The 26,480-nt window shown below is 70.4% G+C and carries 25 protein-coding genes; 4 read left to right on the top strand and 21 right to left on the bottom strand.

Annotation, left to right across the window (positions count from 1 at the left end; translation table 11 throughout):
- Positions 1–472 precede the first annotated feature (472 nt).
- The 10 genes from tyrS to argC form a co-directional block, all read right to left on the bottom strand.
- On the bottom strand, positions 473–1,741 hold the full coding sequence (gene tyrS / locus ACFOYY_RS32000) for a tyrosine--tRNA ligase (RefSeq protein ID WP_386194763.1): 1,269 nt from the start codon (positions 1,739–1,741) through the stop codon (positions 473–475).
- Positions 1,742–1,857: 116 nt separating this feature from the next.
- The gene (locus ACFOYY_RS31995) at positions 1,858–2,514 is read right to left on the bottom strand and encodes a DNA-3-methyladenine glycosylase (protein ID WP_352011718.1); all 657 of its coding nucleotides are present in this window, start codon (positions 2,512–2,514) and stop codon (positions 1,858–1,860) included.
- A complete protein-coding gene (gene argH, locus ACFOYY_RS31990) occupies positions 2,496–3,914 on the bottom strand; it encodes an argininosuccinate lyase (RefSeq protein ID WP_352011717.1) in 1,419 nt (472 codons plus the stop codon). The genes ACFOYY_RS31995 and argH overlap by 19 nt, the downstream gene beginning before the upstream one ends.
- 40 nt (positions 3,915–3,954) lie before the next feature.
- A complete protein-coding gene (locus ACFOYY_RS31985) occupies positions 3,955–5,154 on the bottom strand; it encodes an argininosuccinate synthase (protein ID WP_352011716.1) in 1,200 nt (399 codons plus the stop codon).
- A 65-nt stretch (positions 5,155–5,219) separates the two neighbouring features.
- Positions 5,220–5,714, bottom strand: coding sequence for an arginine repressor (locus ACFOYY_RS31980; RefSeq protein ID WP_184716701.1), 495 nt, complete (start codon positions 5,712–5,714; stop codon positions 5,220–5,222).
- Between the two features lie 8 nt (positions 5,715–5,722).
- Complete coding sequence (argF, locus tag ACFOYY_RS31975) at positions 5,723–6,691, bottom strand: ornithine carbamoyltransferase (protein WP_352011715.1); 969 nt, start codon at positions 6,689–6,691, stop codon at positions 5,723–5,725.
- Positions 6,684–7,832 (bottom strand): acetylornithine transaminase, encoded by a 1,149-nt coding sequence (locus tag ACFOYY_RS31970; protein ID WP_386194768.1) that lies wholly within the window; start codon positions 7,830–7,832, stop codon positions 6,684–6,686. The genes argF and ACFOYY_RS31970 overlap by 8 nt, the downstream gene beginning before the upstream one ends.
- A 44-nt stretch (positions 7,833–7,876) precedes the next feature.
- On the bottom strand, positions 7,877–8,830 hold the full coding sequence (gene argB, locus ACFOYY_RS31965; protein WP_352011714.1) for an acetylglutamate kinase: 954 nt from the start codon (positions 8,828–8,830) through the stop codon (positions 7,877–7,879).
- Positions 8,827–9,981, bottom strand: a complete 1,155-nt coding sequence (argJ, locus tag ACFOYY_RS31960) for a bifunctional glutamate N-acetyltransferase/amino-acid acetyltransferase ArgJ (protein WP_352011713.1) — start codon at positions 9,979–9,981, stop codon at positions 8,827–8,829. Before argJ ends, argB begins: the two co-directional genes overlap by 4 nt.
- Entirely contained in the window at positions 9,978–11,000 is a 1,023-nt protein-coding gene (gene argC / locus ACFOYY_RS31955) for an N-acetyl-gamma-glutamyl-phosphate reductase (protein WP_352011712.1), read from the bottom strand. Before argC ends, argJ begins: the two co-directional genes overlap by 4 nt.
- 212 nt (positions 11,001–11,212) lie before the next feature.
- On the opposite strand from argC, the gene ACFOYY_RS31950 reads away from it, so the two are divergent.
- Positions 11,213–12,874 (top strand): class I adenylate-forming enzyme family protein, encoded by a 1,662-nt coding sequence (locus tag ACFOYY_RS31950; protein WP_386194760.1) that lies wholly within the window; start codon positions 11,213–11,215, stop codon positions 12,872–12,874.
- Between the two features lie 115 nt (positions 12,875–12,989).
- Positions 12,990–14,243, top strand: coding sequence for an MFS transporter (locus ACFOYY_RS31945; protein WP_352011710.1), 1,254 nt, complete (start codon positions 12,990–12,992; stop codon positions 14,241–14,243).
- Here the strand turns inward: ACFOYY_RS31945 and ACFOYY_RS31940 are convergent.
- From ACFOYY_RS31940 to infC, 8 genes are all read right to left on the bottom strand, one after another.
- Positions 14,240–14,488, bottom strand: a complete 249-nt coding sequence (locus ACFOYY_RS31940) for a hypothetical protein (RefSeq protein WP_352011709.1) — start codon at positions 14,486–14,488, stop codon at positions 14,240–14,242. The genes ACFOYY_RS31945 and ACFOYY_RS31940 overlap by 4 nt on opposite strands.
- 70 nt (positions 14,489–14,558) lie before the next feature.
- The gene (gene pheT, locus ACFOYY_RS31935; protein ID WP_362775879.1) at positions 14,559–17,075 is read right to left on the bottom strand and encodes a phenylalanine--tRNA ligase subunit beta; all 2,517 of its coding nucleotides are present in this window, start codon (positions 17,073–17,075) and stop codon (positions 14,559–14,561) included.
- Positions 17,075–18,115, bottom strand: coding sequence for a phenylalanine--tRNA ligase subunit alpha (gene pheS, locus ACFOYY_RS31930; protein ID WP_352011735.1), 1,041 nt, complete (start codon positions 18,113–18,115; stop codon positions 17,075–17,077). The genes pheT and pheS overlap by 1 nt, the downstream gene beginning before the upstream one ends.
- Before the next feature lie 130 nt (positions 18,116–18,245).
- The gene (locus ACFOYY_RS31925; RefSeq protein ID WP_352011707.1) at positions 18,246–19,328 is read right to left on the bottom strand and encodes a sensor histidine kinase; all 1,083 of its coding nucleotides are present in this window, start codon (positions 19,326–19,328) and stop codon (positions 18,246–18,248) included.
- Between the two features lie 77 nt (positions 19,329–19,405).
- The gene (locus ACFOYY_RS31920) at positions 19,406–20,221 is read right to left on the bottom strand and encodes a TrmH family RNA methyltransferase (protein ID WP_386194757.1); all 816 of its coding nucleotides are present in this window, start codon (positions 20,219–20,221) and stop codon (positions 19,406–19,408) included.
- Positions 20,222–20,305: 84 nt separating this feature from the next.
- Positions 20,306–20,689 carry a 50S ribosomal protein L20 gene (rplT, locus tag ACFOYY_RS31915; protein WP_012892552.1) on the bottom strand — a complete coding sequence of 128 codons (384 nt, stop codon included), beginning with the start codon at positions 20,687–20,689 and terminating at the stop codon, positions 20,306–20,308.
- A 24-nt stretch (positions 20,690–20,713) separates the two neighbouring features.
- On the bottom strand, positions 20,714–20,908 hold the full coding sequence (gene rpmI, locus ACFOYY_RS31910; RefSeq protein ID WP_184716514.1) for a 50S ribosomal protein L35: 195 nt from the start codon (positions 20,906–20,908) through the stop codon (positions 20,714–20,716).
- A gap of 130 nt (positions 20,909–21,038) precedes the next feature.
- The gene (gene infC / locus ACFOYY_RS31905) at positions 21,039–21,833 is read right to left on the bottom strand and encodes a translation initiation factor IF-3 (RefSeq protein ID WP_449343627.1); all 795 of its coding nucleotides are present in this window, start codon (positions 21,831–21,833) and stop codon (positions 21,039–21,041) included.
- A gap of 182 nt (positions 21,834–22,015) precedes the next feature.
- Between infC and ACFOYY_RS31900 the strand changes: the two genes are divergently transcribed.
- Together ACFOYY_RS31900 and ACFOYY_RS31895 are read left to right on the top strand one after the other, a co-directional pair.
- Complete coding sequence (locus ACFOYY_RS31900) at positions 22,016–22,363, top strand: PadR family transcriptional regulator (RefSeq protein ID WP_352011705.1); 348 nt, start codon at positions 22,016–22,018, stop codon at positions 22,361–22,363.
- Positions 22,360–23,292, top strand: a complete 933-nt coding sequence (locus ACFOYY_RS31895) for a hypothetical protein (protein WP_386194755.1) — start codon at positions 22,360–22,362, stop codon at positions 23,290–23,292. Before ACFOYY_RS31900 ends, ACFOYY_RS31895 begins: the two co-directional genes overlap by 4 nt.
- On the opposite strand, the gene ACFOYY_RS31890 is transcribed toward ACFOYY_RS31895, so the two are convergent.
- The 3 genes from ACFOYY_RS31890 to mltG (ACFOYY_RS31880) all read right to left on the bottom strand — a co-directional run bounded on the left by ACFOYY_RS31890 (position 23,267) and on the right by mltG (ACFOYY_RS31880) (position 26,437).
- Positions 23,267–24,094 (bottom strand): shikimate dehydrogenase, encoded by an 828-nt coding sequence (locus tag ACFOYY_RS31890; RefSeq protein WP_352011703.1) that lies wholly within the window; start codon positions 24,092–24,094, stop codon positions 23,267–23,269. The two genes, ACFOYY_RS31895 and ACFOYY_RS31890, sit on opposite strands and share 26 nt — an antisense overlap.
- Positions 24,091–25,227: an endolytic transglycosylase MltG gene (gene mltG, locus ACFOYY_RS31885; RefSeq protein ID WP_386194754.1), complete on the bottom strand. Its 1,137-nt coding sequence runs from the start codon at positions 25,225–25,227 to the stop codon at positions 24,091–24,093. Before mltG (ACFOYY_RS31885) ends, ACFOYY_RS31890 begins: the two co-directional genes overlap by 4 nt.
- Before the next feature lie 178 nt (positions 25,228–25,405).
- Entirely contained in the window at positions 25,406–26,437 is a 1,032-nt protein-coding gene (gene mltG, locus ACFOYY_RS31880) for an endolytic transglycosylase MltG (RefSeq protein ID WP_352011701.1), read from the bottom strand.
- Positions 26,438–26,480 lie beyond the last annotated feature (43 nt).

The following is a 26,480-nucleotide window of genomic DNA, read 5'->3' as shown; positions in this document are numbered from 1 at the left end:
CCATCCGGTGCGACCACTTCAGGGGCACAAACTTCCGTGTTCCCATCCTATCATTTCCGGCCGATCCGTGTCAACCCGCCGCCTTCGCAGCCACTCGACACCAACCTGCCAGACCCGCTAGGATCTCACTCACCCCGTCTCCGGAGCAACCCTCCAAACTTACCGTGACATTCAGACCGTGTCAAAGTCCCTGTTTTCCAGAGGTCAGCGCAAAGCCCGAACACCGAAGTTCGTTGAGAGGGGTTCACCCCTGGGGCCCGTCCGCGCTTTGAGGCGTCCGGCTCGCTCCCGGGGCATTGAGAACTTTAGGCGGACCCTCAAGGCCCGTCAAATCAGGCCCATCCTGAGAAACCGCAGGTCACCGTAGATCCGTATGGGAACCCGTGACCTTCGCTACCCAAACGTTACCGTTCTAAACGGCCAAGGCCCCGGTTTCGTCACCGGGGCCTTGGCCGTACAGCGGAGGAAGAGGTCAGGCGCCGAGCAGTTCGACGCCTCCGATGGAGCGCTTGCCACGCCGCAGCACCAGGAACCGCCCATGCAGCAGGTCCTCGGCCGAGGGCACGTACGCCTCATCGGTGATCTTCACGTTGTTGAGGTAGGCGCCGCCCTCCTTGACCGCCCTGCGCGCGGCGGACTTCGACTCCACCAGCCCGCTCTGGGCCAGCAGGTCGACATAGGAGGCTCCCAGCTCGGAGATCTCGGCGCGCGGCACCTCCGCCAGTGCCTCCCCCAGCGTCCGCGCGGGCAGTTCCTCCAGCGAACCCTGTCCGAACAGGGCGGCCGAGGCCGCGATCACGGTGGCGCACTCGTCCGCACCGTGCACCAGCGTGGTGAACTCGGTGGCGAGCGCGCGCTGGGCCTCCCGGGCCGCGGGCCGTTCCACCGCCGCCTTCTCCAGCTCCTCGATCTCCTCGCGGGACTTGAAGCTGTAGATCTTGAGGAACTTCACGACGTCGCGGTCGTCGGCGTTCAGCCAGAACTGGTAGAAGGCGTACGGCGAGGTCATCTCCGGGTTGAGCCACACCGCGCCGCCGGCCGTCTTGCCGAACTTGGTCCCGTCGGCCTTCGTGATCAGCGGCACGGTCAGCGCGTGCACGTGGCCGCCGGTCACCCTGCGGATCAGGTCGGTTCCCGCGGTGATGTTGCCCCACTGGTCGCTGCCGCCGATCTGCAGCGTGCAGCCGTGGCGCCTGTTCAGCTCCAGGTAGTCGTTGGCCTGCAGGATCTGGTAGCTGAACTCGGTGTAGCTGAGCCCGTCGCCGCCCAGACGCGCCGAGACCGACTCGCGGGCCAGCATGCGGTTGATCGGGAAGTGCTTGCCGACGTCGCGCAGGAAGTCGATCGCGGACATGCCCTCGGTCCAGTCGAGGTTGCTGACCAGGGTGCCGCCGCCCTCCTCGGAGAAGTCGAGAAACTTCTCCAGCTGGACCCGGATTCGCGCGACCCACTCGGCGACGATCTCAGAGGAGTTGAGCGAGCGCTCGGTGCTGCGGCCGCTCGGATCTCCGATGAGACCCGTCGCGCCGCCGACCAGACCGATGATCCGGTGCCCGGCCCGCTGCAGGCGGGTGAGGGTCAGCAGCGGGACCAGGTTGCCGACGTGCAGGGAGGGCGCGGTCGGGTCGAAGCCGCAATAGACCGTGATCGGACCCTCGGCCATCGCAGCCCGCAGGGCGTCGATGTCGGTGGACTGCGCGATCAGGCCGCGCCAGGCGAGGTCATCCAGAATCTCGGTCACGATCTTTGCTTTCCAATGCTCGAACGGTCAGTACGGCTTCGCCTACAGCCTGCCCGATCTCCGCACCACTTCGCCACTTGATAGACGCACGTTCCCGGTCAGACCAGGGTGAATCCCTACCTACGCCGCGGAACGTGCGGCCGGTACGGGGAAACCGTGCGGTCGCCGTCGATCCAGAAACGCCAGGGGGTCTCCCGTCCCGTCGAGACACCGGTACGCGGTCCCGAACGGATCAGGCCGGGATCGGCGGGCTTCCCCTCAAGGACCGTGATCGGTCCCGGCGGGCAGGCGTCGAGCCCGTTGTGCTCCCGGGTGAACCCGAGCGCGACCGCCAGGCGCGCGGGCCCGCGGGCGAGGTCGCGCCCGGAGACCGTACGGCTCGCACCCGCCGATCTTCGAGCCGCCGCGGTCTCGATCCCGGCGACCACCTCACCGGCACGCATCAGCACACCCGAGCCGACTCCCTCAGGCAGGCAGACCAGGTTGGCGCAGAAGTGCATGCCGTAGGTGAAGTAGACGTACAGATGCCCCGGAGGCCCGAACATCACCGCGTTGCGCGTCGTCCTGCCGCGGAAGGTGTGGGAGGCGGGGTCCTGACCCGGCACGCCGTACGCCTCGACCTCGGTGAGACGGACCGCGACCGGGCCGTATGTGATCACACGGCCCAGAAGGTCGGGGGCGACCTCGGGTCCCGGCCTGTCGAAGAAGTCGCGGGTCAGCGGGATGTCCCCGGCGAGCGGACGCTCGCCGGGTGTCAGTTGCCGCTCGCCCACGCCGCCTGGCCGTCGACGGTCTCCCGCAGGTCGAGGAGCTGGTCGCGCACCCTGTCGGGGGCCGTGCCGCCGTGGGCCTTGCGGGCCGCGAGCGCGCCCGGCACTGAGAGCACCTCCCGGGAGTCGGGGGTGAAGTGCTCGGAGACCTTGAGCAGTTCCTCGTCGGTGAGCTGGTCGAAGTCCTTGTCGTTGACCTGGCACCAGACGACCAGGTGGCCGACCGCCTCGTGCGCCTCCCTGAAGGGGACGCCCCTGCGCACCAGCAGCTCGGCCAGGTCCGTGGCCAGGGCGAACCCGTCGGGGGCCGAGGACTCCAGCTTGGCGGTGTTGACCCGCATGGTGGAGACCAGGCCGGCCATCGCGGGCAGGACCAGCAGCAGGGTGTCGACGGAGTCGAAGACCGGCTCCTTGTCCTCCTGCAGGTCACGGTTGTAGGTCAGCGGCAGACCCTTGAGCGTCGTCAGCAGCGACATGAGGTTGCCGACGAGACGGCCGCTCTTGCCCCTGGCGAGCTCGGCGACGTCGGGGTTCTTCTTCTGCGGCATGATCGACGAGCCGGTGGAGTAGGCGTCGTCCATCTCGATCCAGCGGAACTCCTGCGAGGCCCACAGGACGATCTCCTCGCCGAGCCGTGACAGGTGCACGCCGATCATCGCCGCGTCGAACAGGAACTCCGCCGCGAAGTCCCGGTCGGCCACGGCGTCCATCGAGTTGGGCGCGGCCGAGTCGAAGCCCAGCTCCCTGGCCACCGCCTGCGGGTCGAGCGGCAGGGAGGAGCCCGCCAGCGCGCCCGAGCCGAGCGGGGAGACGGCCGCCCGCCTGTCCCAGTCGCGCAGCCGTTCGATGTCGCGGGTGAAGGCGTGGACGTGGGCCAGGAGCTGGTGGCCGAAGGAGACCGGCTGCGCGTGCTGCAGGTGGGTCATGCCGGGAGCGGCCGTCTCGGCGTGCTGCTCGGCCTGGCTCATCAGCGCGGTCTCCAGCTCGACCAGCCGGGACACGATGTGCCTGACGTGGTCGCGGAGGTAGAGGCGAAGATCGGTGGCGATCTGGTCGTTGCGGCTGCGGCCCGCGCGGAGCTTTCCGCCGAGTGTGCCGAGGCGCTCCAGCAGACCGCGTTCGAGCGCGGTGTGGACGTCCTCATCCGCCACGGTCGGCCGGAACTCTCCGGCCTGGCAGGCCCGCTCAAGGTCGTCCAGGGCGCCGATCATGCGTCCCAGCTCGTCCTCGGTGAGCAGGCCCGCCCTCTGCAGCACCCGGGCGTGCGCGCGCGAGGCCAGCAGGTCGTACGGTACGAGCCGCCAGTCGAAGTGCACGCTCACCGAGAGCCGGGTCAGCGCGTCGGCCGGCCCTCCCTCGAACCGGCCGCCCCACAGCCGCATCGGCTTACCACCATCAGTCACCGTTGTTCTCCTCCCCATTCAATCCGCGACCTTAGCCCAATCAGGCCAGCCGAGCGTCCCGCGCCGCCGCGATCTTGGAAGGAAGGCTCCACAGCTCGACGAAGCCCTTGGCCAGGGACTGGTCGAAGGTGTCGCCGGTGTCGTAGGTGGCGAGGTTGAAGTCGTACAGCGAGGCCTCGGAGCGCCTGCCGGTGACGGTGGCCCGGCCGCCGTGCAGGACCATCCGGATCTCGCCGGTGACGTGCTCCTGGGCCTCGGCGATGAAGACGTCCAGGGCCTTCTTCAGCGGGGAGAACCACAGACCGTCGTAGACGAGCTCGCCCCAGCGCTGGTCGACGGACCTCTTGAACCTGGCCAGGTCGCGCTCGACGGTGACGTTCTCCAGCTCCATGTGCGCGGTGATCAGCGCGATGGCGCCCGGCGCCTCGTAGACCTCACGGGACTTGATGCCGACGAGCCGGTCCTCGACCATGTCGAGCCTGCCGACGCCCTGGGCGCCCGCGCGCTGGTTCAGCTCGGAGATGATCTGGAACGGGGTCAGGTGACGCCCGTCGAGCGCGACCGGGACGCCCTTGACGAAGCTGATGATGACCTCGTCGGCCTCACGCGGCTGGGCCGGGTCGGAGGTGTAGGAGTAGACGTCCTCGATGGGGCCGTTCCAGATGTCCTCCAGGAAGCCGGTCTCCACGGCCCTGCCCCAGATGTTCTGGTCGATCGAGTAGGGGTTCTTCTTGCTGGTCTCGATCGGGAGGTTCTTCTCCTCGGCGTAGGCGATCGCCTTGTCCCTGGTCCACGCGTAGTCACGGGCGGGGGCGATGACCTTGAGCTCGGGGAAGAGCGCGGCCAGGCCGGCCTCGAAGCGGACCTGGTCGTTGCCCTTGCCGGTGCAGCCGTGGGCGACGTGGGTGCCGCCGAACTGCTTGGCCGCGGTGGCCAGGTGCTTGACGATCAGCGGCCGGGACAGCGCGGAGACCAGCGGGTAGCGGTCCATGTAGAGCGCGTTGGCCTGCAGGGCGGGCACGCAGAAGTCGGCGGCGAACTCCTCTCGGGCGTCGACGACGACGGACTCGGCGGCGCCGCAGTCGATGGCCCGCTTGCGGATGATCTCCATGTCCTCGCCGCCCTGGCCGACGTCGATGGCCACGGCGATCACCTCGGCTCCGGTCTTCTCCGCGAGGAACGGGATGGCAACGGAGGTGTCGAGGCCGCCTGAGAAGGCGAGTACGACCCGGTCAGTCATGATCAGTCTCTCCAAAGTCTTGTGCAGGTGTTTCTGGTTGAGCTGGGATGGCCCGTCGAAGCGGGCTACATACGTCGGTCGGCGTGCCTCAGCAGGGCCTCGGCGACCGCTTCCCCACCCATCGGGTCGCGGCTGATGACGAGGATCGTGTCGTCTCCGGCCACCGTGCCGAGGATGGACTTCCAGCCCGCGTGGTCGATGGCGGAGGCGAGGAACTGCGCGGCACCCGGCGGGGTGCGCACGATCACCAGGTTGGCGGACGCGTCCGCCGAGACGAGGAGTTCCTCGGCGATCCGGCTCAGCCGGGCGGCCGGAGTCTCACCGCCGCCGAGCCTGGCCGGCGGGATTCTTCCGCCGCCCTCGCCCGGCAGGGCGTAGACCAGGGAGCCGTCCTCGGCCCGCAGCTTGAGCGCGCCGAGTTCGTCCAGGTCGCGGGAGAGAGTGGCCTGGGTGACCTCCACCCCGCTCTCCAGCAGAAGCTTAGCCAGGTCAGGCTGGGAGCGGACCGGCTGCCGCGCCAGGAGCTCGGCGATTCGCGCCTGGCGGGCCACCTTGGTCATGGGAATCGTCACGGTGTCCGCCCTCCCTTCCCGGACTGCGAGACCAGCCAGTGCAGCAGGGCCTTCTGGGCGTGCAGGCGGTTCTCCGCCTGGTCCCACACCAGGCTCTGCGGGCCGTCGAGGACGTCGGCGGAGATCTCAAGCCCCCGGTAGGCGGGCAGGCAGTGCAGAACGATCGCGCCTCTGGCGGCCCGGTCCATCAGCTCGGCGTTGACCTGGAAGGGCGTCAGGTCGGCGATCCGCTGCTCCTTGCCGTCCTGGCCCATCGAGACCCAGGTGTCGGTCGTGACGACGTCGGCGTCCGCCACGGCCGTCCCGGCGTCCGGCAGCACGGCGACCGAGCCGCCGGTGCCCACGGCGATCTCGCCCGCCTTGCGCAGGACCGCCGGGTCGGGCCGGTACCCGGCCGGGGCGGCGATCCGCACGTGCATGCCCGCCAGCGCCCCGCCGAGCAGGTAGGAGTGGGCCATGTTGTTGGCGCCGTCCCCGAGGTAGGTCAGGGTGAGCCCGGCCGTGGAGCCGAAGTGTTCCCTGACGGTCTGCAGGTCGGCGAGGATCTGGCAGGGGTGGAACTCGTCGGTCAGCGCGTTGACCACCGGCACGGAGGAGGCCGCGGCCATGGCCTCGACCCGCTCCTGTCCCGAGGTGCGCCACACGATGGCGCTCGTCTGGCGTTCCAGGACCCGGGCGGTGTCCTCGATGGACTCGCCCCGGCCCATCTGCGAGGACCCGGCGTCGAGGATGAGGGGCAGGCCGCCCAGTTCCCCGACGCCCACGGCGAAGGAGATCCTGGTGCGGGTCGACGGCTTGTCGAAGAGCACCGCGACCGTCTGCGGGCCCTCGAAGGGGCGGTAGCCGTACCGGTCCTTCTTCATGGCCGTGGCCAGGTCGAGCACCTCCGCCTGCTCGGCGGGCGAGAGGTCGTCGTCACGCAGGAAGTGCCTGGTCCCTGAAACGGTGGTGCCTTGCTCAGTCACTGGATGCCTCGTCGAGAAGTACCGGAAGCGCGGTCACGAAGGTGGTGACCTGTTCCGCGGTGATCACGAGCGGGGGTGCGAGCCGTACGGCGTCCGGCTGGACGGCGTTGACCAGGAAGCCGGCGCGCTGGGCGGCCTCCTGGAATCGGCCCGCGCGCTCGGCGGTCAGGACGACGGCCAGCCACAGGCCCCGGCCTCTGACCCCCTTGAGCAGGGGATGCTCGACCGCGGCGATTCCCTCGGACAGCAGTGTCCCGACGGTCTTGACGTGTTCGAGCAGGTCCTGGCTCTCGATGGTCTCCAGTACGGCCAGCGCCGCGGCGGCCGAGACGGGGTTGCCGCCGAAGGTCGAGCCGTGATCTCCCTTGGCGAAGAGCGTTCCTGCGGCGCCGAGGCCGACGCAGGCGCCGATCGGCATGCCTCCGCCGAGGCCCTTGGCCAGGGTCAGCACGTCGGGCAGGACGCCTTCGTGCTGGTGGGCGAACCAGCGTCCGGTACGGCCGATGGCCGACTGGATCTCGTCGGCGACCAGCAGCGCGCCGGTCGTGTCGCAGATCTCCCTGACGGCCCTGAGGTAGCCGTCGGGCGGCGGGACGACTCCGGCCTCGCCCTGGGTGGGTTCGAGGAAGACCGCGGCGCACTCGTCGGTGACGGCGTTCTTCAGCGCGTCGGCGTCGCCGTAGGGGACGAAGCGGACATCAGCCGGGAAGGGCCCGAACTGGTCGCGGATGGCGCGCTTGCCGGTCAGCGAGAGAGCGCCCAGGCTACGGCCGTGGAAGCCGTTCTCCGTGGCCACGACGTAGGGGCGGCCGTTGGCCTTGCCGTACTTGATGGCGAGTTTGAGGGCGGCCTCGTTCGCCTCGGTGCCCGAGTTGGTGAGGAACACCCGGGCGGGGGCGCCGAGCAGGCCGATCAGCCGTTCGGCGAGCAGCACCTCGGGCTCGTTCAGGAACAGGTTGCTGGTGTGGGCGAGCGTGGCGACCTGCCGGGTGACGGCCTCGACGAGCGCGGGGTGCGCGTGGCCGAGCGAGCTGACCGCGATGCCGCCGATCAGGTCGAGGTACTCGGTGCCGTCGACGTCCCAGACCCGTGAGCCCTCGCCGCGCGCCAGCACCACCGGGGGCACGCCGTAGTTGGGCATGAAGGCGGCCTCGAAACGCCTGCTGAGCGCTTCCGACTGGTTGCTCACGTGTCACTCCCGTTCAGCTCGTTGGTGGTGCTCGCCCGCCGCCCGGCCGTGTCCGGCAGGACCATGGTGCCGACGCCCTCGTCGGTGAAGATCTCCAGCAGCACCGAGTGGGGCACCCTGCCGTCGAGCACGTGCGCCTGGGGCACGCCGCCGCGGACCGCGCTCAGGCAGGCCTCCATCTTGGGCACCATGCCGCTGGACAGGCCGGGCAGGAGCCCGGCGAGTTCGGTGGCCTTCAGGCGCCTGATGACCTCGTTCTCCCCGGCGGCCGCGTCGGGGCGCCAGTCGCGGTAGAGGCCTTCGACGTCGGTGAGGACGATCAGCTTGGAGGCGCCGAGCGCCACGGCCAGGGCGGCCGCCGCGGTGTCGGCGTTGACGTTGTAGACGGTGCCGTCCTCGCTGCGCGCGACCGAGGAGACGACGGGGATGCGCCCGTCGTCGAGCAGCGCCCGCACCGCTCCGGCCTCGACGTCGACGATGTCGCCGACCTGGCCGATGTCGACCTTGACGCCGTCGACGACGGCGTGCTTGCGGACCGCGGTGAACAGGTGGGCGTCCTCGCCGGACATGCCGATCGCGAGCGGGCCGTGCCGGTTGATCAGGCCGACGACGTCACGGTTGACCTGGCCGACCAGGACCATCCTGACGACCTGCATGGCCTCGGGGGTGGTGACCCGCAGGCCCGCGGTGAAGGTCGACTCGATGCCGAGCCGGTCGAGCTGGGCGTTGATCTGGGGGCCGCCGCCGTGCACGATCACCGGCTTGAGACCGGCGTAGCGCAGGAAGACGACGTCGTCGGCGAACTTCTCCCTCAGGTGTTCCTCGGTCATCGCGTTACCGCCGTACTTGATGACGACGGTCGCGCCCTGGAAGCGGGCGAGCCAGGGCAACGCCTCGATGAGCGTGTGCGCCTTGGCCAGGGCCGCCTGGGTCCTTGTGGGGACGCTCATGACGAGTAGGCCGAGTTCTCGTGGACGTAGGCCACGGTGAGGTCGGTGGTGTGGATCGTCGCGGCGTGCGGGCCCGCCGACAGGTCGACGGTGATCGTCACGTCGCGGGGGCGCAGGTCCACCTTGGAGCGGTCGTCCCCCGCGGCTCCGCCACGGCAGATCCACACGCCGTTGATGGCCACGTTGAGCCGGTCGGCCTCGAAGACGGCGTCGGTGGTGCCGACGGCGGACAGCACCCGGCCCCAGTTGGGGTCCTCGCCGTAGATGGCGCACTTGAGCAGGTTGGAGCGGGAGACGGCACGGCCGACGACGACGGCGTCCTCCTCGGAGGCGGCGCCGATGACCTCGATGGCGATCGCCTTGGTCGCGCCCTCGGCGTCGACCAGGAGCTGACGGGCCAGGTCGGCGCAGACGGCGCGGACGACCTGCCCGAATTCGGCGAGGTCGGGGCTGACACCGGAGGCGCCGCTGGCCAGCAGCAGGACGGTGTCGTTGGTCGACATGCAGCCGTCGGAGTCGAGCCGGTCGAAGGTGACCCTGGTCGCCTCGCGCAGCGCGGTCTGGAGCTGCTCGGCGGGCACGTCGGCGTCGGTGGTGATCACGCAGAGCATGGTGGCCAGGCCGGGGGCGAGCATGCCCGCGCCCTTGGCCATGCCGCCGACCATGTAGCCGCCCTCGCCCTTGCGGAAGGAGATCTTGGAGACGGTGTCCGTGGTGCGGATGGCGTCGGCGGCGGCCAGGCCGCCGTCCCTGCTGGCCTGGGAGACCGCGGTGCCGATCCCGCCGAGCAGGGCGTCCATCGGCAGCCGTTCGCCGATCAGGCCGGTCGAGCAGACCGCGATCTCACCCGCGGAGTCCTGGAGCTCCTCGGCGACGCGCTCGGCGGTCGCGTGGGTGTCCTGGAAGCCCGCGCTGCCGGTACAGGCGTTCGCGCCGCCCGAGTTGAGCACGACGGCCCTGACCCGGCCCCCGGCCAGCACCTGCTGGGACCACACGACCGGTGCGGCCTTGACACGGTTGCTCGTGAAGACACCGGCCGCGGCACGTGACGGGCCGTCGTTGACGACCAGCGCCAGGTCGCGGGCGTCACCGGACTTGATGCCTGCGGCGATGCCGGCTGCCCTGAATCCGAGGGGGGCGGTCACGCTCATGGGGCGACTCCGTTGAGAGGAAGGCCGAGTTCTTCTGACAGGCCGAGTGCGAGGTTGGCGCTCTGGATCGCGCCCCCCGCGGTGCCCTTGGTGAGGTTGTCGATGGCGACGACGGCGACGACGCGGCCGGCGCGCTCGTCCAGGGTGACCTGGAGGGCGGCGGTGTTGGCGCCGAGGGTCATCGAGGTCGTGGGCCACTGGCCCTCGGGCAGCAGCCGCAGGAACGGCTCGTCCTTCGTCGCGGCCTGGTAGGCCTCGCGGAGCAGGGCGGCGGTGACGCCGGGTTTGGCGGGCGCCGTGCAGGTGGCGAGGATGCCGCGGCTCATGGGAGCGAGCAGCGGGGTGAAGGAGACCTTCACCGGGGCTCCGGCCAGCGGGGAGAGGTTCTGCTCCATCTCGGGGGTGTGCCGATGGACGCCGCCCACACCGTAGGCGCCGACCGAACCCATGACCTCGCTGCCCAGCAGGTTCGGCTTGAGGGACTTGCCCGCCCCGCTCGTGCCGCTCGCGGCGACCACGACCACGTCGGGCTCGGCGAGACCCGCGGCGAAGGCGGGGAACATGGCCAGCGTGACGGCGGTCGGGTAGCAGCCGGGGACGGCGATCCTGCGGGTGGCGCGGAGTTCCTCGCGCCGTCCGGGCAGCTCGGGCAGGCCGTACGGCCAGGAGCCCGCGTGGGCGCCGCCGTAGAAGTGCTCCCAGGCGGCGGGGTCGGTGAGACGGAAGTCGGCGCCGCAGTCGACGACCAGCGTGTCCTGGCCGAGTTGCTCGGCGACCGCGGCCGACTGGCCGTGTGGCAGCGCGAGGAAGACCAGGTCGTGGCCGCCGAGGGTCTCGGCGGTCGTCTCCAGGAGTGTGCGATCGGCGAGCGGGGCCAGGTGGGGCTGGTGGGCGCCCAGGAGGGTGCCCGCGTTCGACCCGGCGGTCACCGCGCCGATCTCAATCTCCGGGTGTGACAGCAGCAGGCGCAGGATCTCGCCTCCGGCGTAACCGCTGGCACCCGCGATGGCCGCTTTCATCCGCCCCCCAAACACTGCATATTCATGCACGATTACTCATGAACTTACTAGAAAGATTATGCACGCCGGGGGAACGTCATGCAAGCATCAGACAATCTACTCTTCCATCCACAAAACATCACAAAACATGCATGTGATCATGCGGGGCCCGCCCCTGCCCCGCCCGGTATCGTGATGTCTCCCGCCCCTTCATCTCCGGGGAGTACGAACGCATGGCCGTCCCTCACGACCAGGTCCTGGCTCGGCTCACCGCCCCGGGGCAGCTCTTCGAGATGGAGGAGGTCCCGGGTTCCTGTGGCCCGGTGAGAACGTGGAAACACGCCCCTGTCCACTTCCGGACACTGCTTGAGGCCAGCAGGCGCCACGGCCCCAAGGTCTTCCTCGTCTACGAGGACGAGCGCGTCACCTACGAGGAGCACTACCTGCGCGCCGCGACGCTGGCCAGGCGTCTGGCCGGGGAGTACGGCGTGGCCAAGGGCGACCGGGTGGCCATCGCCATGCGCAACTACCCGGAATGGGTGATCGCCTTCTCCGCGGTGCTGGCCGCCGGGGCGGTCGCCGTACCGCTCAACGCGTGGTGGAGCGCCAAGGAGCTGGAGTTCGGCCTGTCCGACTCGGGGGCGCGGGTGCTGATCGCCGACGGCGAGCGCGCCGCGGCGCTCGCCGGGGCCGGGTGCCCGCTGATCGTGGCGCGCGGCGAGGTGCCCGCGGGCGCCCGTTCCTTCGCCGAGGTGCTGGGCGCCGTCGAGCCGGACGTGACGCCGCCGCCGGTCGACCTCTCCCCGCAGGATCCCGCGACCATCCTGTACACCTCCGGCACGACCGGCCGCCCGAAGGGCGCACTCGGCAGCCATCGCAACCTGGGCCAGTCCCCGCTGACGGTGGCCTACGGCACGACGCGCAGCGCGGTCAGGGCGGGCAGGGACCCCGCGCGCAAGGCGGGAAGGCGCCGCGTCACCCTCCTGACCGTCCCCCTCTTCCACGCCACCGGCTGCTTCGCGGTGATGACCACCACGATGTTCGGCGGCGACGGCCTGGTGCTGATGCGCAGGTGGGACGCAGGACGCGCGCTCGAACTCATCGAACGGGAGCGGGTCACCAACCTCAGCGGCGTGCCGACCAACATCTGGCAGCTGTTGTCCCACCCCGGCCTGGCCGAGGCCGACGTCTCAAGCCTCACCTCCCTCGGGTACGGCGGCGCCCCCGCCCCGCCGAGGCTGCTCGAACGGCTCACCGAACTGCTGCCCAGCCGCTCCCCGACCAACGGGTACGGCATGACCGAGACGACCGCGCTGGCCATCGGCAACGGCGGCCCGGACTATCTCGCCAGACCTGACAGCGTCGGCCTTCCCGTGCCGGTGGTCGACGTGCGCGTCACCGGCCAGGGCGGTGAGGAGCTGCCGGTCGGCGAGGTCGGCGAACTGCGCCTGCGCGGCCCCAACGTGATCCTCGGCTACTGGAACCGGCCGGAGGAGACCGCGGAGGCCTTCGCGGACGGCTGGCTGCGCACCGGAGACCTGGCCAGGGTCGACGAGGAGGGCTTCGTCTACATCGTCGACCGGGCCAAGGACATGGTCATCCGGGGCGGGGAGAACGTCTACTGCGCCGAGGTCGAGGCCGCGCTCTTCGAGCATCCGGCGGTCGAGGACGCCGCGGTGATCGGCATCCCGCACGAGGAGCTCGGCGAGGAGGTCGGCGCGATCGTACGGCTCGCCTCCCCCGTGGGGGACGAGGAGCTGCGGACCTTCCTCCGCGAGCGGATCGCCCCCTTCAAGGTCCCCGTCCGGTTCTGGATCCGCGAGAGCGAGTTGCCCCGCAACCCCGGCGGCAAGATCCTCAAGACGGTCCTGCGCCGGGAGGTCCTCGGCGCCTGACCTGCCGCCGGGGGGTGGAAAACCGTTTGCCCCGATGCGGAGCGATACCAAAAACTGTCTCCTTGTGCCGGAGAAATCTGATCGCTCCCTCGGGGGGCTGCTGCGCAGAGTCGGAATGGACCTTGGGCCGCTCCGCGACTCACGTGACTTCCGGCTGCTGTTCGCCTCCGGGGCCATCACGATGTTCGGCACCTTCCTCACCCTGGTCGCGCTGCCGCTGCAGATGAAGCAGCTCACCGACTCCTATGTGGCGGTCAGCCTGGTCAGCGCGGCCGAGTTCGTGCCGATGGTGCTGTGCGGGCTCTGGGGCGGCGCGATCGCGGACGCGCTCGACCGGCGCAAGATCATTCTCTACACCGAGGCCGGGCTCTGCCTCACGACGGTCGCCCTGACGGTCAACGCCCTGCTGCCCAGGCCGCAGATCTGGGTCCTGTACGTGGTCGGGGCGCTCAGCGCGGGACTGGGCAGCCTGCAGCGGCCCAGCCTGGAGGCGCTGCTCCCCCGGGTCGTCCGGCACGACCAGGTCGGCGCCGCCGCCGCGCTGTCCGGCTTCCGCTGGACCCTCGGTGCCATCGTCGGCCCCGCGCTCAGCGGCCTGATCGCCGCCGTGTTCGGCGTCGCGGCGGCCTACGGCGTCGACGTGGCCACCTTCCTGATCTCCATGGCCCTGCTCTGGATGGTCAGGATGCCCGCGCAGTCGAAGGACGCTCCCCCCGCCTCGATCGCAGCGCTCGTCGAGGGGGTCCGCTACGCCGTGCGGCGTCCCGACCTGATGGGCACCTATCTGGTGGACATCGCGGCGATGGTCTTCGCCTCGTGCGCCGCGCTGTACCCCTTCCTGGCCGACGAGCTCGGTTCCCCTCAGGCGATCGGCCTGCTCTTCTCCGCCACCGCCGTCGGATCGCTGGTCGCCTCGGCCACCTCCGGCTGGACGGCCCGGGTCCACCGGCACGGCCTGGGTGTCATCGTCGCGGCGGCCGTCTGTGGGGTCGCGGTCGCGGCGGCGTCCGTCATGCCGACCGTCTGGGGCGTGTTCGCCTTCCTGGCGCTGGCCGGGGCGGCCGACATGATCAGCGGCATCTTCCGCTCGACCATCTGGAACCAGACCATCCCCGACGAGCTTCGGGGCCGTCTGGCCGGGATCGAACTGCTCTCCTACACCAGTGGCCCGATGCTGGGCAACGCGCGAGCGGGCATGATGGCCCAGCTCGGCGGCACCCGCTTCTCCATGGGCGTCGGCGGGCTGCTGTGCGTCGGCGCGGTCGCGGCGATGGCGGCGCTGCTGCCCGGCTTCGGGCGCTACGACGCCCGTACCGACGAGCACGCCGTACGGGAACGTGCCCGCCGTACGGCCGTCACCGAGGCCTAGAGGTCCTGCTCGCGCCAGCCGTCGTGCTCCTCGGCGAGTTCCTCAAGCCGGGTCACGGCCTCGGCGGGCAGCGCGCCGCCGGGGTCCTCAACGACCACGAGCCACTGGGCGTCCTCGGCGTCGTCCTCCCCCGCGAGGGTCTCCCGCACCACCGAGGGCGCCTCCACCTGGGGAAACTCCTCTCCCACCAGGTCCGCGACCTCCTCGGCCTCCGTACGTTCGGCGAACACCAGCAGATGTCTCATTCGTCCCCCACAGGCGAAGGCCCCGGCCGCCACGGGTCGTCCGTGGTGGCCGGGGCCGTACCGAATCCGATCAGACCCCGCGCAGCTGCGCTCCGGTCCGCTCGCCCGCCAGGGCGACCGCGGCGTCGCGGGCCGCGGTGGTCTCCTCGACGGTGAGCGTCCGGTCGGCCGCCCTGAACCACAGGGAGTAGGCCAGCGACTTGTTCCCCTCACCGATCTGGGCGCCGGTGTAGACGTCGAACAGCCGGATCGACTCCAGCAGTTCGCCCGCTCCCTCGCGCAGCGCCGCCTCGACCTCGGCAACCGGCGTCGCGGCGTCGACGACGAGCGCGACGTCCTGGGTGGCGATCGGGTAGGCGGAGATGGAGGAGACCTGCACCGGGCCCGGCATCAGCCCTTCGAGGTGGGTCAGCTCCAGCTCCATCGCGCTGGTGCGCGACGGCAGGCCGTAGGCCTCGATGACGCGCGGGTGCAGCTCACCGGCGTGGCCGACGAGGACGTCCCCGACGTACAGCGCGGCGCAGCGGCCCGGGTGCCAGGGCTCGTGCCGGTCGGCGCGGACGTCGAGGACGACCCCCGCCTCGCGGGCCACCACGCGGGCGGCCTCGACGGCGTCGGCCCAGCCTGCCTGTCGGCCCTTGCCCCACCAGCCGGAGCGCTCGAACTCGCCCGCGAGCACCACCCCGGCCCGCAGCGGCTGGGCGGGCAGAGCCGCCTCGATCGAGGCGAGCTCCTCCGCCTCGGGCCTGCGGTCCACGCCGAGGACCGGCGCGGTCGCGGGCGCGTCCTCGGCGGGCCGGTAGACCAGGCCCGTCTCGAACAACGCCACGTCGCCGAAGCCCCTGCCCACGTTGCGGACCAGCGTCTTGAGCAGGCCGGGCAGCAGCGTGGTGCGCAGCAGCGGCTCGTCCTCGCTGAGCGGGTTGGCCAGCCGTACGGCCAGGCGACGGGCGTCACCGGCGGGCAGCTGCAGGTTGTCGAGGTCGCGCTCCCCGAAGAACGGGTAGGCCAGGATCTCGACGTAGCCGGAGGCCGCCAGCGCCCTTCCCGTACGGCGGCGCAGCCGCTGTCCCGGGGTCAGGCCCGCGCCCGCCGGAGCGCCCGGCAGGATCGAGGGCAGCCTGTCGTAGCCCTCAAGCCGGATGACCTCCTCGGCGAGGTCGTTGGGGTCGGTCAGGTCGGGCCGCCACGAGGGCGGGGTGACGGTCAGCATGTCGTCGCCGACCACGGCCAGCTTGGCTGCCAGTTCGTCCCCGGGCTCGACCGAGCCTTCCACGACCGTGCAGCCGACCTGCTCCAGGTTCCGGACCACCGTCTCGCGGTCGTAGACGACGCCCGCGACCCGGCCGGGGTAGCCGCTCGGGATGGAGATCTGGACGGGCTCGATCTCGATCGCCGCGTGGGTCACCCCGGGCTGGACCACGCCGCCGCCCAGTTCGGCCAGCAAGCTGACCGCACGCCAGGAGGCGTAGAGCGGAAGCTCCCGGTCCACACCCCGCTCGAAGCGCTTGGACGCCTCGCTGACCAGGTTGTGGCGGCGGGACATCCGCGCGATGCCGCTGGCGGAGAAGTGCGCGGCCTCGATCACGATGTCGGTCGAGGTGTCGGAGATCTCGGTGTTCAGGCCGCCCATGGTGCCCGCCATCGAGATGGCACCCGAGGCGTCGGTGATGAGGATGTCACCGGGGTCGAGCGTGCGCACGGCGTGGTCGAGGGTCTCCAGCTTCTCGCCGGGCTCGGCGCGGCGCACGACGATCTCACCGTCAAGCCGGGTCGCGTCGAAGGCGTGCAGGGGCTGGCCGAGCTCCAGCATCACGTAGTTGGTGACGTCGACGGCCAGCGAGACCGGCCGCATGCCCGCGCGCGACAGGCGCGTGCGCATCCACAGCGGGCTCGGCGCCGCCGGGTCGAAGCCCTGGACCTCCCGCAGCACGAAACGGTCGCACGCGCTCGCGTCGGCGATCGAGGCCGGGTAGGACGGGGCCGCCTCGGCGGGCGGGGAGACGTCGGCGGGGTCGAGGAAGGCAACCCCGAAGGCGGTGGCCACCTCCCTGGCCACACCGCGGATCGACAGCGCGTAGCCGATGTCCGGGGTGATCTCCAGCTCGATCACGTCGTCGCGCAGGCCGAGGAGCTCGGCCACGTCCGCGCCGATGGGCGTGCCCTCCGGCAGCACCATGATGCCGTTGTGCTCGTCGCTCAGCCCGAGCTCGCGCTCCGAGCAGATCATGCCCTCGGACATGCGTCCGTAGGTCTTGCGCGCGCCGACCTCGAAACCGCCGGGCAGCACGCCGCCGGGCAGCACGACCGGCACCCGGTCGCCGACGACGAAGTTGGTCGCGCCGCACACGATCTCCCGCGGGGCGGCCTCACCGACCTCGACCTGGCAGTGCCGGATCGGCTTCTTGAAGCCCTGCAGCTCCTCGATGGCGAGCACCTCGCCGACCACGACGCTCTTGACGTCATGACCGTAGGAGGTGACGGCCTCCAGCTTGAGACCGGCGGCGGTGAGCCTGTCGGCCACCTCGTGCGCGGTCACGGCGGGGAGATCGACGTACTCCCGCAGCCATGAAAGCGGGACCTTCATCAGACCTCCATTCCGAACGGAAGCGTGAAACGCACGTCTCCCTCGACCATGTCACGCATGTCCTCGACGTTGTGGCGGAACATCAGCGTGCGCTCGATGCCCATACCGAAGGCGAACCCGCTGTAGCGGGACGGGTCGACGCCGCAGGCGATCAGCACCCGCGGGTTGACCATCCCGCAGCCGCCCCACTCGATCCAGCCCTCCGACTTGCACGTACGGCAGTGCGGGTTGCCCGGCACCGCGGAGGCGCCCCGGCACACGAAGCACCGCAGGTCCATCTCCGCCGAGGGCTCGGTGAACGGGAAGTAGTTCGGCCTGAACCTGGTGGTGATGCCCTCCCCGAACATGAGCTCGGCGAACCTGTCCAGGGTGCCCTTGAGGTGGGCCATGGTCAGGCCCTCGTCGACGGCCAGTCCCTCGACCTGGTGGAAGACCGGCGTGTGGGTGGCGTCGAGCTCGTCGGTGCGGAACACCTTGCCCGGCGAGATCACGTAGACCGGCAGCGGACGGCTCAGCAGCGCCCGGACCTGCACCGGGGAGGTCTGGGTGCGCAGCACCTTGCCCGAGTCGACGGACTCGACGAAGAAGGTGTCGTGCTCGGAGCGCGCCGGGTGGTCGGGCGAGATGTTCAGCGCGTCGAAGTTGAACCACTCGCCTTCCAGCTCCGGCCCCTCGGCGACCTCGTAGCCCATGCCGACGAAGGCGTCCGCGATGCGCTCCTGCAGGGTGGTCAGCGGGTGGCGGGCGCCGCGGGCCGTACGGTCCCAGGGCAGTGTGACGTCGACGGTCTCCTCAACGAGGACCCGCTCGTCGCGCTCGGCCTCCAGCTGTGCCTGACGCTCGGCGAAGGCGTCCGCGACGGCCTTGCGCGCGCCGCCGATGCGTTTGCCCGCCTCTGCCCGGGCCGCGGGCGGAAGCGCGCCGATCTCGCGGTTGGCCAGGGCGATCGGCGAGCGGTCGCCGGCGTGCGCGAGCCGTACCTGCTTGAGTTCGTCGAGGTCGCGCGCCGCCTTGACGGCGTCGAGCGCCTCCGCCTGCATGCGCGCCACCTCGTCGGCGTGCAGCGGGGTCACCTCGACCGGGTCGTAGTTAGACAAGAGAAAGCTCCGAATCCAGGGCTTGAGCGGCCATGAGTCTAGTCGGGGAAGCCCACCGGGCTGGCATCCGCGCTCAGGCGAAGTCAGGGGTGCCGGTGGGCACCATAAATCGAAACTCGGCCCCGCCCTCGGGCCCCCGCTGCACGGAGATGGTGCCGCCGTGGGCCTCGATGAGACCCTTGACGATGAAGAGACCGAGGCCGGTGCCACCGCGGCGGCGGGCGTTGCCCCGCCAGAACTGCCGGAACACGCGCGTGGCCAGCTCGGGCGGAATGCCCTCTCCCTGGTCACGGACGGACACGGTCACTCCCCATTGGTTCGGTTCGACGACTATTGTCACCGTACCGCGCCCGTGGCGCACGGCGTTTTCCATCAGGTTGGCCAGCACCTGGTCGATTTTGTCCTGATCGAGCCAGGTCTCGGGAAGTTCGCCCAGCACCCGGAGCAGGAAGCGCCCCTCGGGCTCCCCCGCTGCGACCCGCCCATCGATGATCTTCTGGACCCTCGCCGGGACGTCGACCACCTGACGATGGATCTCAAGGCGCCCCGACTCGATGCGGGACACGTCGAGCAGCTCGGTGATCAGCCGGGTCACCCGGTCGGCGTCGGCGTTGACCGTCTCCAGCATGACCAGCTTCTGGTCGTCGGTGAAGCGGGTCCATTTGGCGAGCAGGGTCGCGGTGAACCCCTTGACGCTGGTCAGCGGGGAGCGCAGCTCGTGGGCGACGGTCGAGACCAGGTCCGCGCGGCTGCGTTCGAGCCTGGCCCGCGCGCCCGCGTCACGCATCGTGATCACCACACGGGCGATCTCGCCACCCCGCTCGGGCCTGCGCACCAGCCGGGCCGCGACGAGCATCTCCTGACCGCCGGGAGTGCGCAGCGGCAGCTCGGGCTGTCGGGTGCGGGTCGGCAGGCCGCCGTAGGTGTCGAGCCACTTCCACCAGTCGCGCCCGTCGTGATCGCGGAAGGAGAACACGTCCCGCACGTGACGTCCGACGGCCTGGTCCCAGCCGATCCCGGTCAGCCGGGTCGCGGCCCGGTTGACGCTCAGCACGTGGCCGTCCCGATCGGTCACGACGAGGCCGTCGGGAAGGTCGTCGACGTCGATCACACAGGCGGAATCAGCGCTCCGCTCGTCGGTGTGTTCGCCGTGCACGACCCCGCCTCCTCGACGCTACAACGCCGACAATAGCGGGTTTCGCGTGTCCTCCGGCAGCCTCGGGACGGGGGGCCTCACCCGCTCAGGGGACGTACACGTTGAGACCGGGCAGAGGCATACAGACACACCGCGGCGGCCGTCGCGAGGTTGAGGCTCTCCGCCCCGCCGTAGATCGGCACCCTGACCACCTCGTCGGCAAGGTCGAGGATCTCCTTGGGCAGCCCCCAGGCCTCGTTGCCGAAGATCCAGGCCGCGGGCCCCGAGAGGTCGACGTCGTCGAGCGTCCGCGTTCCCGCGCCGTCGGCGGCGAACACCCGCAGGCCCGCCCCTTTGAGCCTGTCCACGGCCTGTGCCACCGGGGCACCGGTGACGACGGGCAGGTGGAAGAGGCTCCCGGCGCTGGCCCGAACGCACTTGCCGTTGTAGGGGTCGACGGAGGCGTCGGTGAAGACCACCGCGTCGGCCCCCGCGGCGTCCGCGGTGCGCAGCACGGTCCCGGCGTTGCCCGGGTCGCGGACGTGGGCGAGCACGGCGACGAGCCTCGCCTGGTCGGTGACCGCGCCCTCCAGGGGGACGTGCACGAACCGGCACACCGCCAGGAGGCCCTGCGGGGTGACGGTCTGGGCCAGTTCGGCCATCACCTCACCGCTGGCCCGGTGCACGGGCACCCCCGCGGAGACGGCGGCGGCGACGAGGTCGGCGTGGCGCGCCTCGGCCTCGACGGTGGTGAACAGCTCGGTCACGACGCCGTCGAGCGCCAGCGCCTCACGAACCGCCTGCGGCCCCTCCGCCAGGAAGGACCGGTCCCGGTCCCTGAAGGCTCGTTTGGTCAGCCGCCTGGCCGCCTTGACCCGCGGCGACTTGATGTTGGTCAGCTCAGATCCCGCCATGTCCGTTCCCCAGGAATGCGAATGCGGCCCACAGCGTGATCGCTGTGGGCCGCGTGTTCTTCAGCGCGTTCGTCGGCGCCGGATTCAGCCGGCGACCGGCGCGTTCACGTCGGCCGGAAGCGCCTTCTTGGCGGCTTCGACCAGGGTCGCGAACGTGGCGGCGTCGTTGACCGCGAGGTCAGCGAGGATCTTGCGGTCGACCTCGATGGAGGCCAGACGCAGCCCCTGGATGAGGCGGTTGTAGGTGATGCCGTTCTGACGGGCAGCGGCGTTGATGCGCTGAATCCACAGACGGCGGAAGGTGCCCTTGCGGTCCTTGCGGTCGCGGTAGGCGTAGGTCATCGAGTGGAGCATCTGCTCCTTGGCCTTGCGGTACAGCCTGGAGCGCTGCCCCCGGTAGCCCTTCGCCCGCTCGAGAACGACCTTGCGCTTCTTCTTGGCGTTGATCGCCCGCTTCACGCGTGCCATTTGTATCTATCTCCCCGGGGGCCGTTACTTAGCGAGCAGCTTCTTGATCTTCTTGGCGTCGGCGTCAGAGAGCACGACCTCGGGCTTGAGACGACGCGTCAGCTTGGAGGACTTCCACTCGTTGTAGTGGGCGCGGTTGGCGCGGCGGCGCTTGATCTTGCCTGAGCCGGTGAGCCGGAACCGCTTCTTCGCACCGCTGTGCGTCTTCATCTTCGGCATCTCAGCCGTCTCTCCCTCGATCGTGCCGATGTCCCGGGCCGGTAACCCGAGTCAAGGGCATGCCTGACTGTGAGACCGGACCCGGCCTCGGCTTCATCTCGCGACTGCCTGACGGTTCAGGCTATGCGAGTCACTCCTGCGGAGCGGGCACCTGCTCGTCCTGAGACCCGTCCGCGGCATCGTCGTCACGCCGCGCCTTGGCCGCCGCCTTCTCGGCCTTGGCCTCGGCCTTCTTCTTGTGCGGCCCGATAACCATGATCATGTTACGGCCATCCTGCTTGGGCTGGGACTCGACGAAGCCGAGCTCCGTGACGTCCTCGGCCAGCCGCTGCAGGAGCCGGAAGCCCAGCTCGGGCCGGGACTGCTCCCGGCCGCGGAACATGATCGTTACCTTGACCTTGTCCCCCGCCTTGAGGAACCGCACCACGTGACCCTTCTTGGTCTCGTAGTCGTGCGGGTCGATCTTCGGGCGGAGTTTGATCTCCTTGATGATCGTGTACGCCTGGTTACGCCGCGCCTCGCGTGCCTTCATCGCGGACTCGTACTTGAACTTGCCGTAGTCCATGAGCTTGCACACGGGCGGGCGAGCCGTAGCCGCGACCTCGACGAGGTCGAGATCGGCTTCCTGAGCCAGCTTCAGAGCATCGCCGATGGAGACGATGCCAACCTGTTCGCCGTTCGGACCGACGAGGCGGACCTCGGGGACGCGAATACGGTCGTTGATGCGGGGCTCGGCGCTGATGAGGCCTCCTAGGTTGCGATCCGCCGCCGTCCTTGCAGGCGGCTTTGCACATACTCGATCGTGCCGGGAGGGTCGCGGAACACAGGCCGTTTCCAGGTCGAGAAGCGCGAATGCCCCGCACGTCGCGCATGCGGGGCCACATGAACTCGCCGATTCACACACCGCGAGCTCGGCCGGAGTCATCCGGCTGTGATCCTTGACCTGCCGACCTCTCGGTCGACCAGGTGGGAGGTGAACCTCCGCTTGCGCGTCCAGCAGGCATGCCGGACCGATCGAGTAGTTACTCTATCACACCCCCCGACACCCGCCGAATCATTCCCGATCCCACCTTCTCAATATGCCGATGGTCGATATATAAAGACCATATGAACCAGAGATCGATGCAGGAGCCGACGTTCCTGATCCTCACGGCCCTGGCCGCGGGACCCCAGCACGGTTACGGGGTGATCAGCGACGTCCAGGAGATCTCCGGCGGCCGGGTGCGCCTGCGGGCGGGAACCCTGTACGCCGCCCTCGACCGCCTCCAGTCCGAAAACCTGATCGCCACCGACCGCGAGGAGGTCGTGGAGGGCCGGATACGGCGCTACTACCGGCTGACCGCGGAGGGCGGCACCCGCCTGGCCACCGAGGCCGAACGGCTGCGCAGGCACGCCGAGGCGGCCTCGACCCGGCTGCGTGCCCTGGTCCCCGGCGTGGGCGGGGGTGTGGCGTGAGCACACTGGAGGAGCGTTACCGCAGGCTGCTGGCCCTCTACCCGGCCGAGCACAGGGCCAGGCACGGGGAGGAGATGCTCGGGGTGATGCTGGCGCAGGCCGGGCAAGGATGGCGGTTCCCCGACCCGCGTGACGTGCTCGACCTGGTCAAGGGCGGGGTGCTGATCCGCCTGCGGCACGCCTTCGGCCCGGGCAGCGGCGGATCCTGGCGTGACGCGCTGAACATCGCCGCGATCGTCGCCCCGCTCCACCTGCTGGTCCTGGAGATGAGCACCTGGGGCACCATACTGTTGACCGTCGACGGCACCCAGCCTCTCCTCTACGCCCTGACGCCCGCCGTCTACGCGCTGCCGCGCCTGCTGATCGTCTGGCTCGCGCTGCGCGGCCCGCGCTGGGCGGCCGCGGCGGCGGCCTGGGTCTTGACGGCCGCCAGCACGACGATCCCGGCTGTGCTCAGCATGGGCATCGACCCGTTCACCCCCTTCGAGAGGGCGTTCTACGCACTGCCCGACCTCGCTGTCGCGCTTCTGCTGACGTTCGCCCCCAGTCCGACGGCGGGGGCGGCACTGGTCGGCCGCCGTTCGCTGCTGCGCTGGACCGCCGCGGCGATCCTGACGATGAACGTCGCCTCGGCTCTGGAGCACTTCCTCGCCCCCGAGTACTTCCTCGGTTCCCTGGCCATGACGACGATGGTCTGCATGGCCTGTGGAGCGGCCAGCCGCACCCCGGCGGGACGCCGGGCCGTCGTCCTCCTGGTGCCGCTGTTCCTGGTGCTCTACCGCGGCGTGCCGTGGTCCGGGATGTCGCACGACGAGTGGCTTCCCGGACTCGTCCAGGTCCTGGTGGGCGTCACCGCCTTCGTCGTGGCCAGGAGGGGCTTCCGGCCGTACGGCTCGGGGACCGTCAGCTCCCCGGAGCCGCTCGCCTGACGATCTCGGCCTTGCCCGCCGCGCGCATCGCCTCGACCGGGACGTCGGTCCGGCCGGTCATCATCTCGACCTGCCGGACCGCCTGGTGCAGCAGCATCGGGAAGCCACCGACCACGGTGCCGCCCGCGGCCTCGACGGCCGAGGCCAGCCGGGTCGGCCACGGCGCGTAGACCACGTCGAAGAGCGCGGGCACCCCGGCCAGCAGGCCGGCGAAACCGTCCGCGGCGCCGGAGGGCAGGGTGGAGACGACCAGGTCGACGTCCAGGACGCTCTCCAACTCGTCGAAGGTGCGCACCGACAGGGCGGTGCCGAGCCGTTCGGCCACCTGTGCCGTCTCGCCCGCCCTGGCCGGGTCGCGGACCACCAGATTGGCCCGCGAGAGGCCCAGCTCGCGCAGGGCGGCCAGTGTCGAGGCGGCCGTCGCCCCGCCGCCGAGGACCGTGGCGCCGTGCGGCGGCTTGACCCCGGCCTCGGTGAGCGCCTGGACGATGCCGTACACGTCGGTGTTCTCCCCGTGGCGACCGCCCTCGGAGAGGATCACGGTGTTCGCCCCGCCGACCTCGACCGCCAGGTCGGAGACCGTGTCGAGCAGCGGGAGCACGGCGCGCTTGAGCGGCATCGTCAGCGACAGGCCCGCCCAGCCGGGGCCGAGCCCGTCGAGCAGGGCGGGCAGCCCCGCCTCGTCGCATTCGAAGGCCTCGTACTGCCAGTCGTACAGGCCGAGGGCCTCGTAGGCGGCCCGGTGCAGGTGGGGCGAGAGCGAGTGGGCGATGGGCGAGCCCAGGACCGCCGCCCGCGTCATCCGCCGTTCCTGTTCTTCTCGAACTCCGCCTTCAACTGGAAGAACTCAGCCTCCGTCGAGGCGAACTTGGTGATGCCGCGCTTGGGGTCTGTGGTGACGAACCAGATCCAGTCGCCCTTGGCCGGGTCGAGCGCCGCCTGGATGGCGTGGTCACCCGGGTTGGCGATGGGGCCGGGCGGCAGGCCGAGCCGCTTGTAGGTGTTGTAGGGCGACTTGCTCTCCAGGTCGGCGTTGGTGGCGGAGATGCCGTACTTGTTCAGCCCGTACATCACCGTGCTGTCCATCTCCAGCTTGCGGTTGCCGTCCAGGCGGTTGTAGATGACCCGGGCCACCTTGGACATGTCCTCGACGCTGCCCGACTCGGCCTGGACGATGCTGGCGATCGTCATGATCTCGTGCGGGGTGTGCCCGAGGCTCTTGGCCGCCGAGACGAGCCCGTCCTTGTCGGCCGTCTGGTTGAAACGGTCGACCATCGCGGTGAGGATGTCCGCCGCGGTCATCTTGGGGGTGATGTCGTAGGTGGCGGGAAAGGCGTAGCCCTCCAGGCGTCCCTTGGCGTAGCCGGGCAGGCCGAGCGCCTTGACGTTCTTCGCGGCCTGCTGGAACTCCTTGAGCGGCTTGCCGGTCTCCTTGGCGAGCGTCGCCAGGGTGTCGGACAGGCGCAGTCCCTCCTTCAGCGTCACCCGCTCCAGCAGCCGCAGAGACGGATCGAGCAGCTTGACGGCCGCCGCCGAGGACATCCGCTTGCGCATGCGGTACTCACCCGGTTGCAGGGAGGCGCTCTTGCCCGCGTCGGCGACGGCCCCGGTGAACGTCCTGGCGCTCTTGACGACGTCCTGCTTCTCCAGGGTCTGGGCGACATCGGAGGCGGTCTGACCGTCCTTGATCTCGATGACGACCTCGCCACTGCCCTCACCGGCGTAGTCCTGGGGAGTCGTCATCTCACGCAGCCAGGTGTAACCGTAGAAGCCCGCCGCGCCGAGACCGCCGATCAGGACGATGACCGCGAGCATCGGGGCGAGGAAGCCGCCCCTGTTGCGGCGACGCCTTCTGCGGCCGCCACGCCGTCCTGGAGACTGGCGAGAGCCACGCCGTGACCCGTCGTCGTCCTCGGCGCCGACCAGAAAGTCCATATCGAGCCCGTTCATAGATGCGCTGGCCAATCTCCCGGCAGGGACGGCGTGGCGTCAAGCGGGTCCGCCAAACCGAGGAGGAGCCCCGGACCGGACACCTCGGACCGCCGTTGGCCCTCGTTCGGACCGCCGGAGTGGATCGCCGCGCGCGGCGGAACGGGGGGTGTTCCGCCGGACATCAGTGCGTCCCGAGGTATCTGTTCAGCTGTTCCCGGTATCTCACAAACTCACTCTCTTTGTCAGTGAATTTCGTGATTCTATGCGCCGGATCCGTGGTGACGAACCAGAACCACCTTCCCCGGCCAGGCCGAAGCGCCGCTCTCAGCGCCTTCTCCCCGGGACTGGCGACGGGGCCCGGCGGCAGGCCGGGCCTCAGATAGGTGTTGTACGGCGAGCGCACCGTGGTGTCCTTCTCCGAGACCATGAGGCTTCTGCGCCTTTGCGCGTAGAGCACCGTGGTGTCGAGCTGGAGGGGGGAACCGGCCTTGATCCGGTTGTAGATCACTCTAGCGATCTTCGGATAGTCCGAGTATCTCCCACCTTCCGCCTGGACGATGCTGGCCACCGTGACGGCCTCAAGCGGGGTCAGGTCCCTCCTGGCGGCCCGCCGTTCCAGGTTCAGGTCGGCGGCGGCGTCCTTGAAACGTTCCACCATGGCCCCGAGCAGCTCGGCCGGGGTCGTGTCCGGCTCCACCTCGTAGGTCGCCGGGAACAGGAAGCCCTCGGGGCCCCTGGCGTAGCCGGGCAGGCCCAGCGCCCGGAGGTTCCTCGCCGCCCCGGCGAGGTCGGCCCTGCGCATCCCCGTGCCCTCCGCGAGCCGGTCGAGCAGCTCCGGCAGACGCAGTCCCTCGGGGACGACGACACGCCGCACCATCCGGGAGCGGGGCTCGGTCAGCAGGTCGAGTGCCGAGGTGGCCGACATGCCTTTGCGCATCCGGTAGTGCCCGGGGAACAGGCTGCCCGCCTTCCCGCGTTCCTCGGCCACCGCGACGAACGAGCCCGCGCTCGCCACGACCCCCGCCTCGGCCAGCGTCGCGGCGATCTCCCCCGCGCTCGCGCCCTGCGCGATCCGCACGGTGACCGCTCCCGTGCCGGGCCCCTCGAAGTCGGCGGGGGTGAGGTAGGGCCTGGCCAGGACATAGCCCCCGGCTCCGAGCAGCGCGGCGCCCGCGCCGCAGGCCAGCAGCCATGCCAGCCGCCGCCCGCTCACCGTCCGGTCCCGCCGCTCGGCCTCTCCTCACCGGGCCGCCGGG

This window comes from Streptosporangium jomthongense (assembly GCF_042650425.1).
Taxonomy (GTDB): domain Bacteria; phylum Actinomycetota; class Actinomycetes; order Streptosporangiales; family Streptosporangiaceae; genus Streptosporangium.
Note: the sequence above shows the minus strand (reverse complement) of the source record. Positions and strands in the feature narration are given on the sequence as shown.

Coding starts and splice junctions, on each gene's coding strand:
- ACFOYY_RS31985 (WP_352011716.1), bottom strand. CDS start 5,154: ATGACTGACCGGGTCGTACTCGCCTTCTCAGGCGGCCTCGACACCTCC.
- ACFOYY_RS31980 (WP_184716701.1), bottom strand. CDS start 5,714: ATGACCAAGGTGGCCCGCCAGGCGCGAATCGCCGAGCTCCTGGCGCGG.
- ACFOYY_RS31970 (WP_386194768.1), bottom strand. CDS start 7,832: ATGCCCAACTACGGCGTGCCCCCGGTGGTGCTGGCGCGCGGCGAGGGC.
- argB (WP_352011714.1), bottom strand. CDS start 8,830: ATGAGCGTCCCCACAAGGACCCAGGCGGCCCTGGCCAAGGCGCACACG.
- argJ (WP_352011713.1), bottom strand. CDS start 9,981: ATGAGCGTGACCGCCCCCCTCGGATTCAGGGCAGCCGGCATCGCCGCA.
- argC (WP_352011712.1), bottom strand. CDS start 11,000: ATGAAAGCGGCCATCGCGGGTGCCAGCGGTTACGCCGGAGGCGAGATC.
- ACFOYY_RS31950 (WP_386194760.1), top strand. CDS start 11,213: ATGGCCGTCCCTCACGACCAGGTCCTGGCTCGGCTCACCGCCCCGGGG.
- ACFOYY_RS31945 (WP_352011710.1), top strand. CDS start 12,990: ATGGACCTTGGGCCGCTCCGCGACTCACGTGACTTCCGGCTGCTGTTC.
- ACFOYY_RS31940 (WP_352011709.1), bottom strand. CDS start 14,488: ATGAGACATCTGCTGGTGTTCGCCGAACGTACGGAGGCCGAGGAGGTC.
- pheT (WP_362775879.1), bottom strand. CDS start 17,075: ATGAAGGTCCCGCTTTCATGGCTGCGGGAGTACGTCGATCTCCCCGCC.
- pheS (WP_352011735.1), bottom strand. CDS start 18,115: ATGCAGGCGGAGGCGCTCGACGCCGTCAAGGCGGCGCGCGACCTCGAC.
- ACFOYY_RS31920 (WP_386194757.1), bottom strand. CDS start 20,221: ATGGCGGGATCTGAGCTGACCAACATCAAGTCGCCGCGGGTCAAGGCG.
- rplT (WP_012892552.1), bottom strand. CDS start 20,689: ATGGCACGCGTGAAGCGGGCGATCAACGCCAAGAAGAAGCGCAAGGTC.
- rpmI (WP_184716514.1), bottom strand. CDS start 20,908: ATGCCGAAGATGAAGACGCACAGCGGTGCGAAGAAGCGGTTCCGGCTC.
- infC (WP_449343627.1), bottom strand. CDS start 21,833: ATGACTCCGGCCGAGCTCGCGGTGTGTGAATCGGCGAGTTCATGTGGC.
- ACFOYY_RS31900 (WP_352011705.1), top strand. CDS start 22,016: ATGAACCAGAGATCGATGCAGGAGCCGACGTTCCTGATCCTCACGGCC.
- ACFOYY_RS31890 (WP_352011703.1), bottom strand. CDS start 24,094: ATGACGCGGGCGGCGGTCCTGGGCTCGCCCATCGCCCACTCGCTCTCG.
- mltG (WP_386194754.1), bottom strand. CDS start 25,227: ATGGACTTTCTGGTCGGCGCCGAGGACGACGACGGGTCACGGCGTGGC.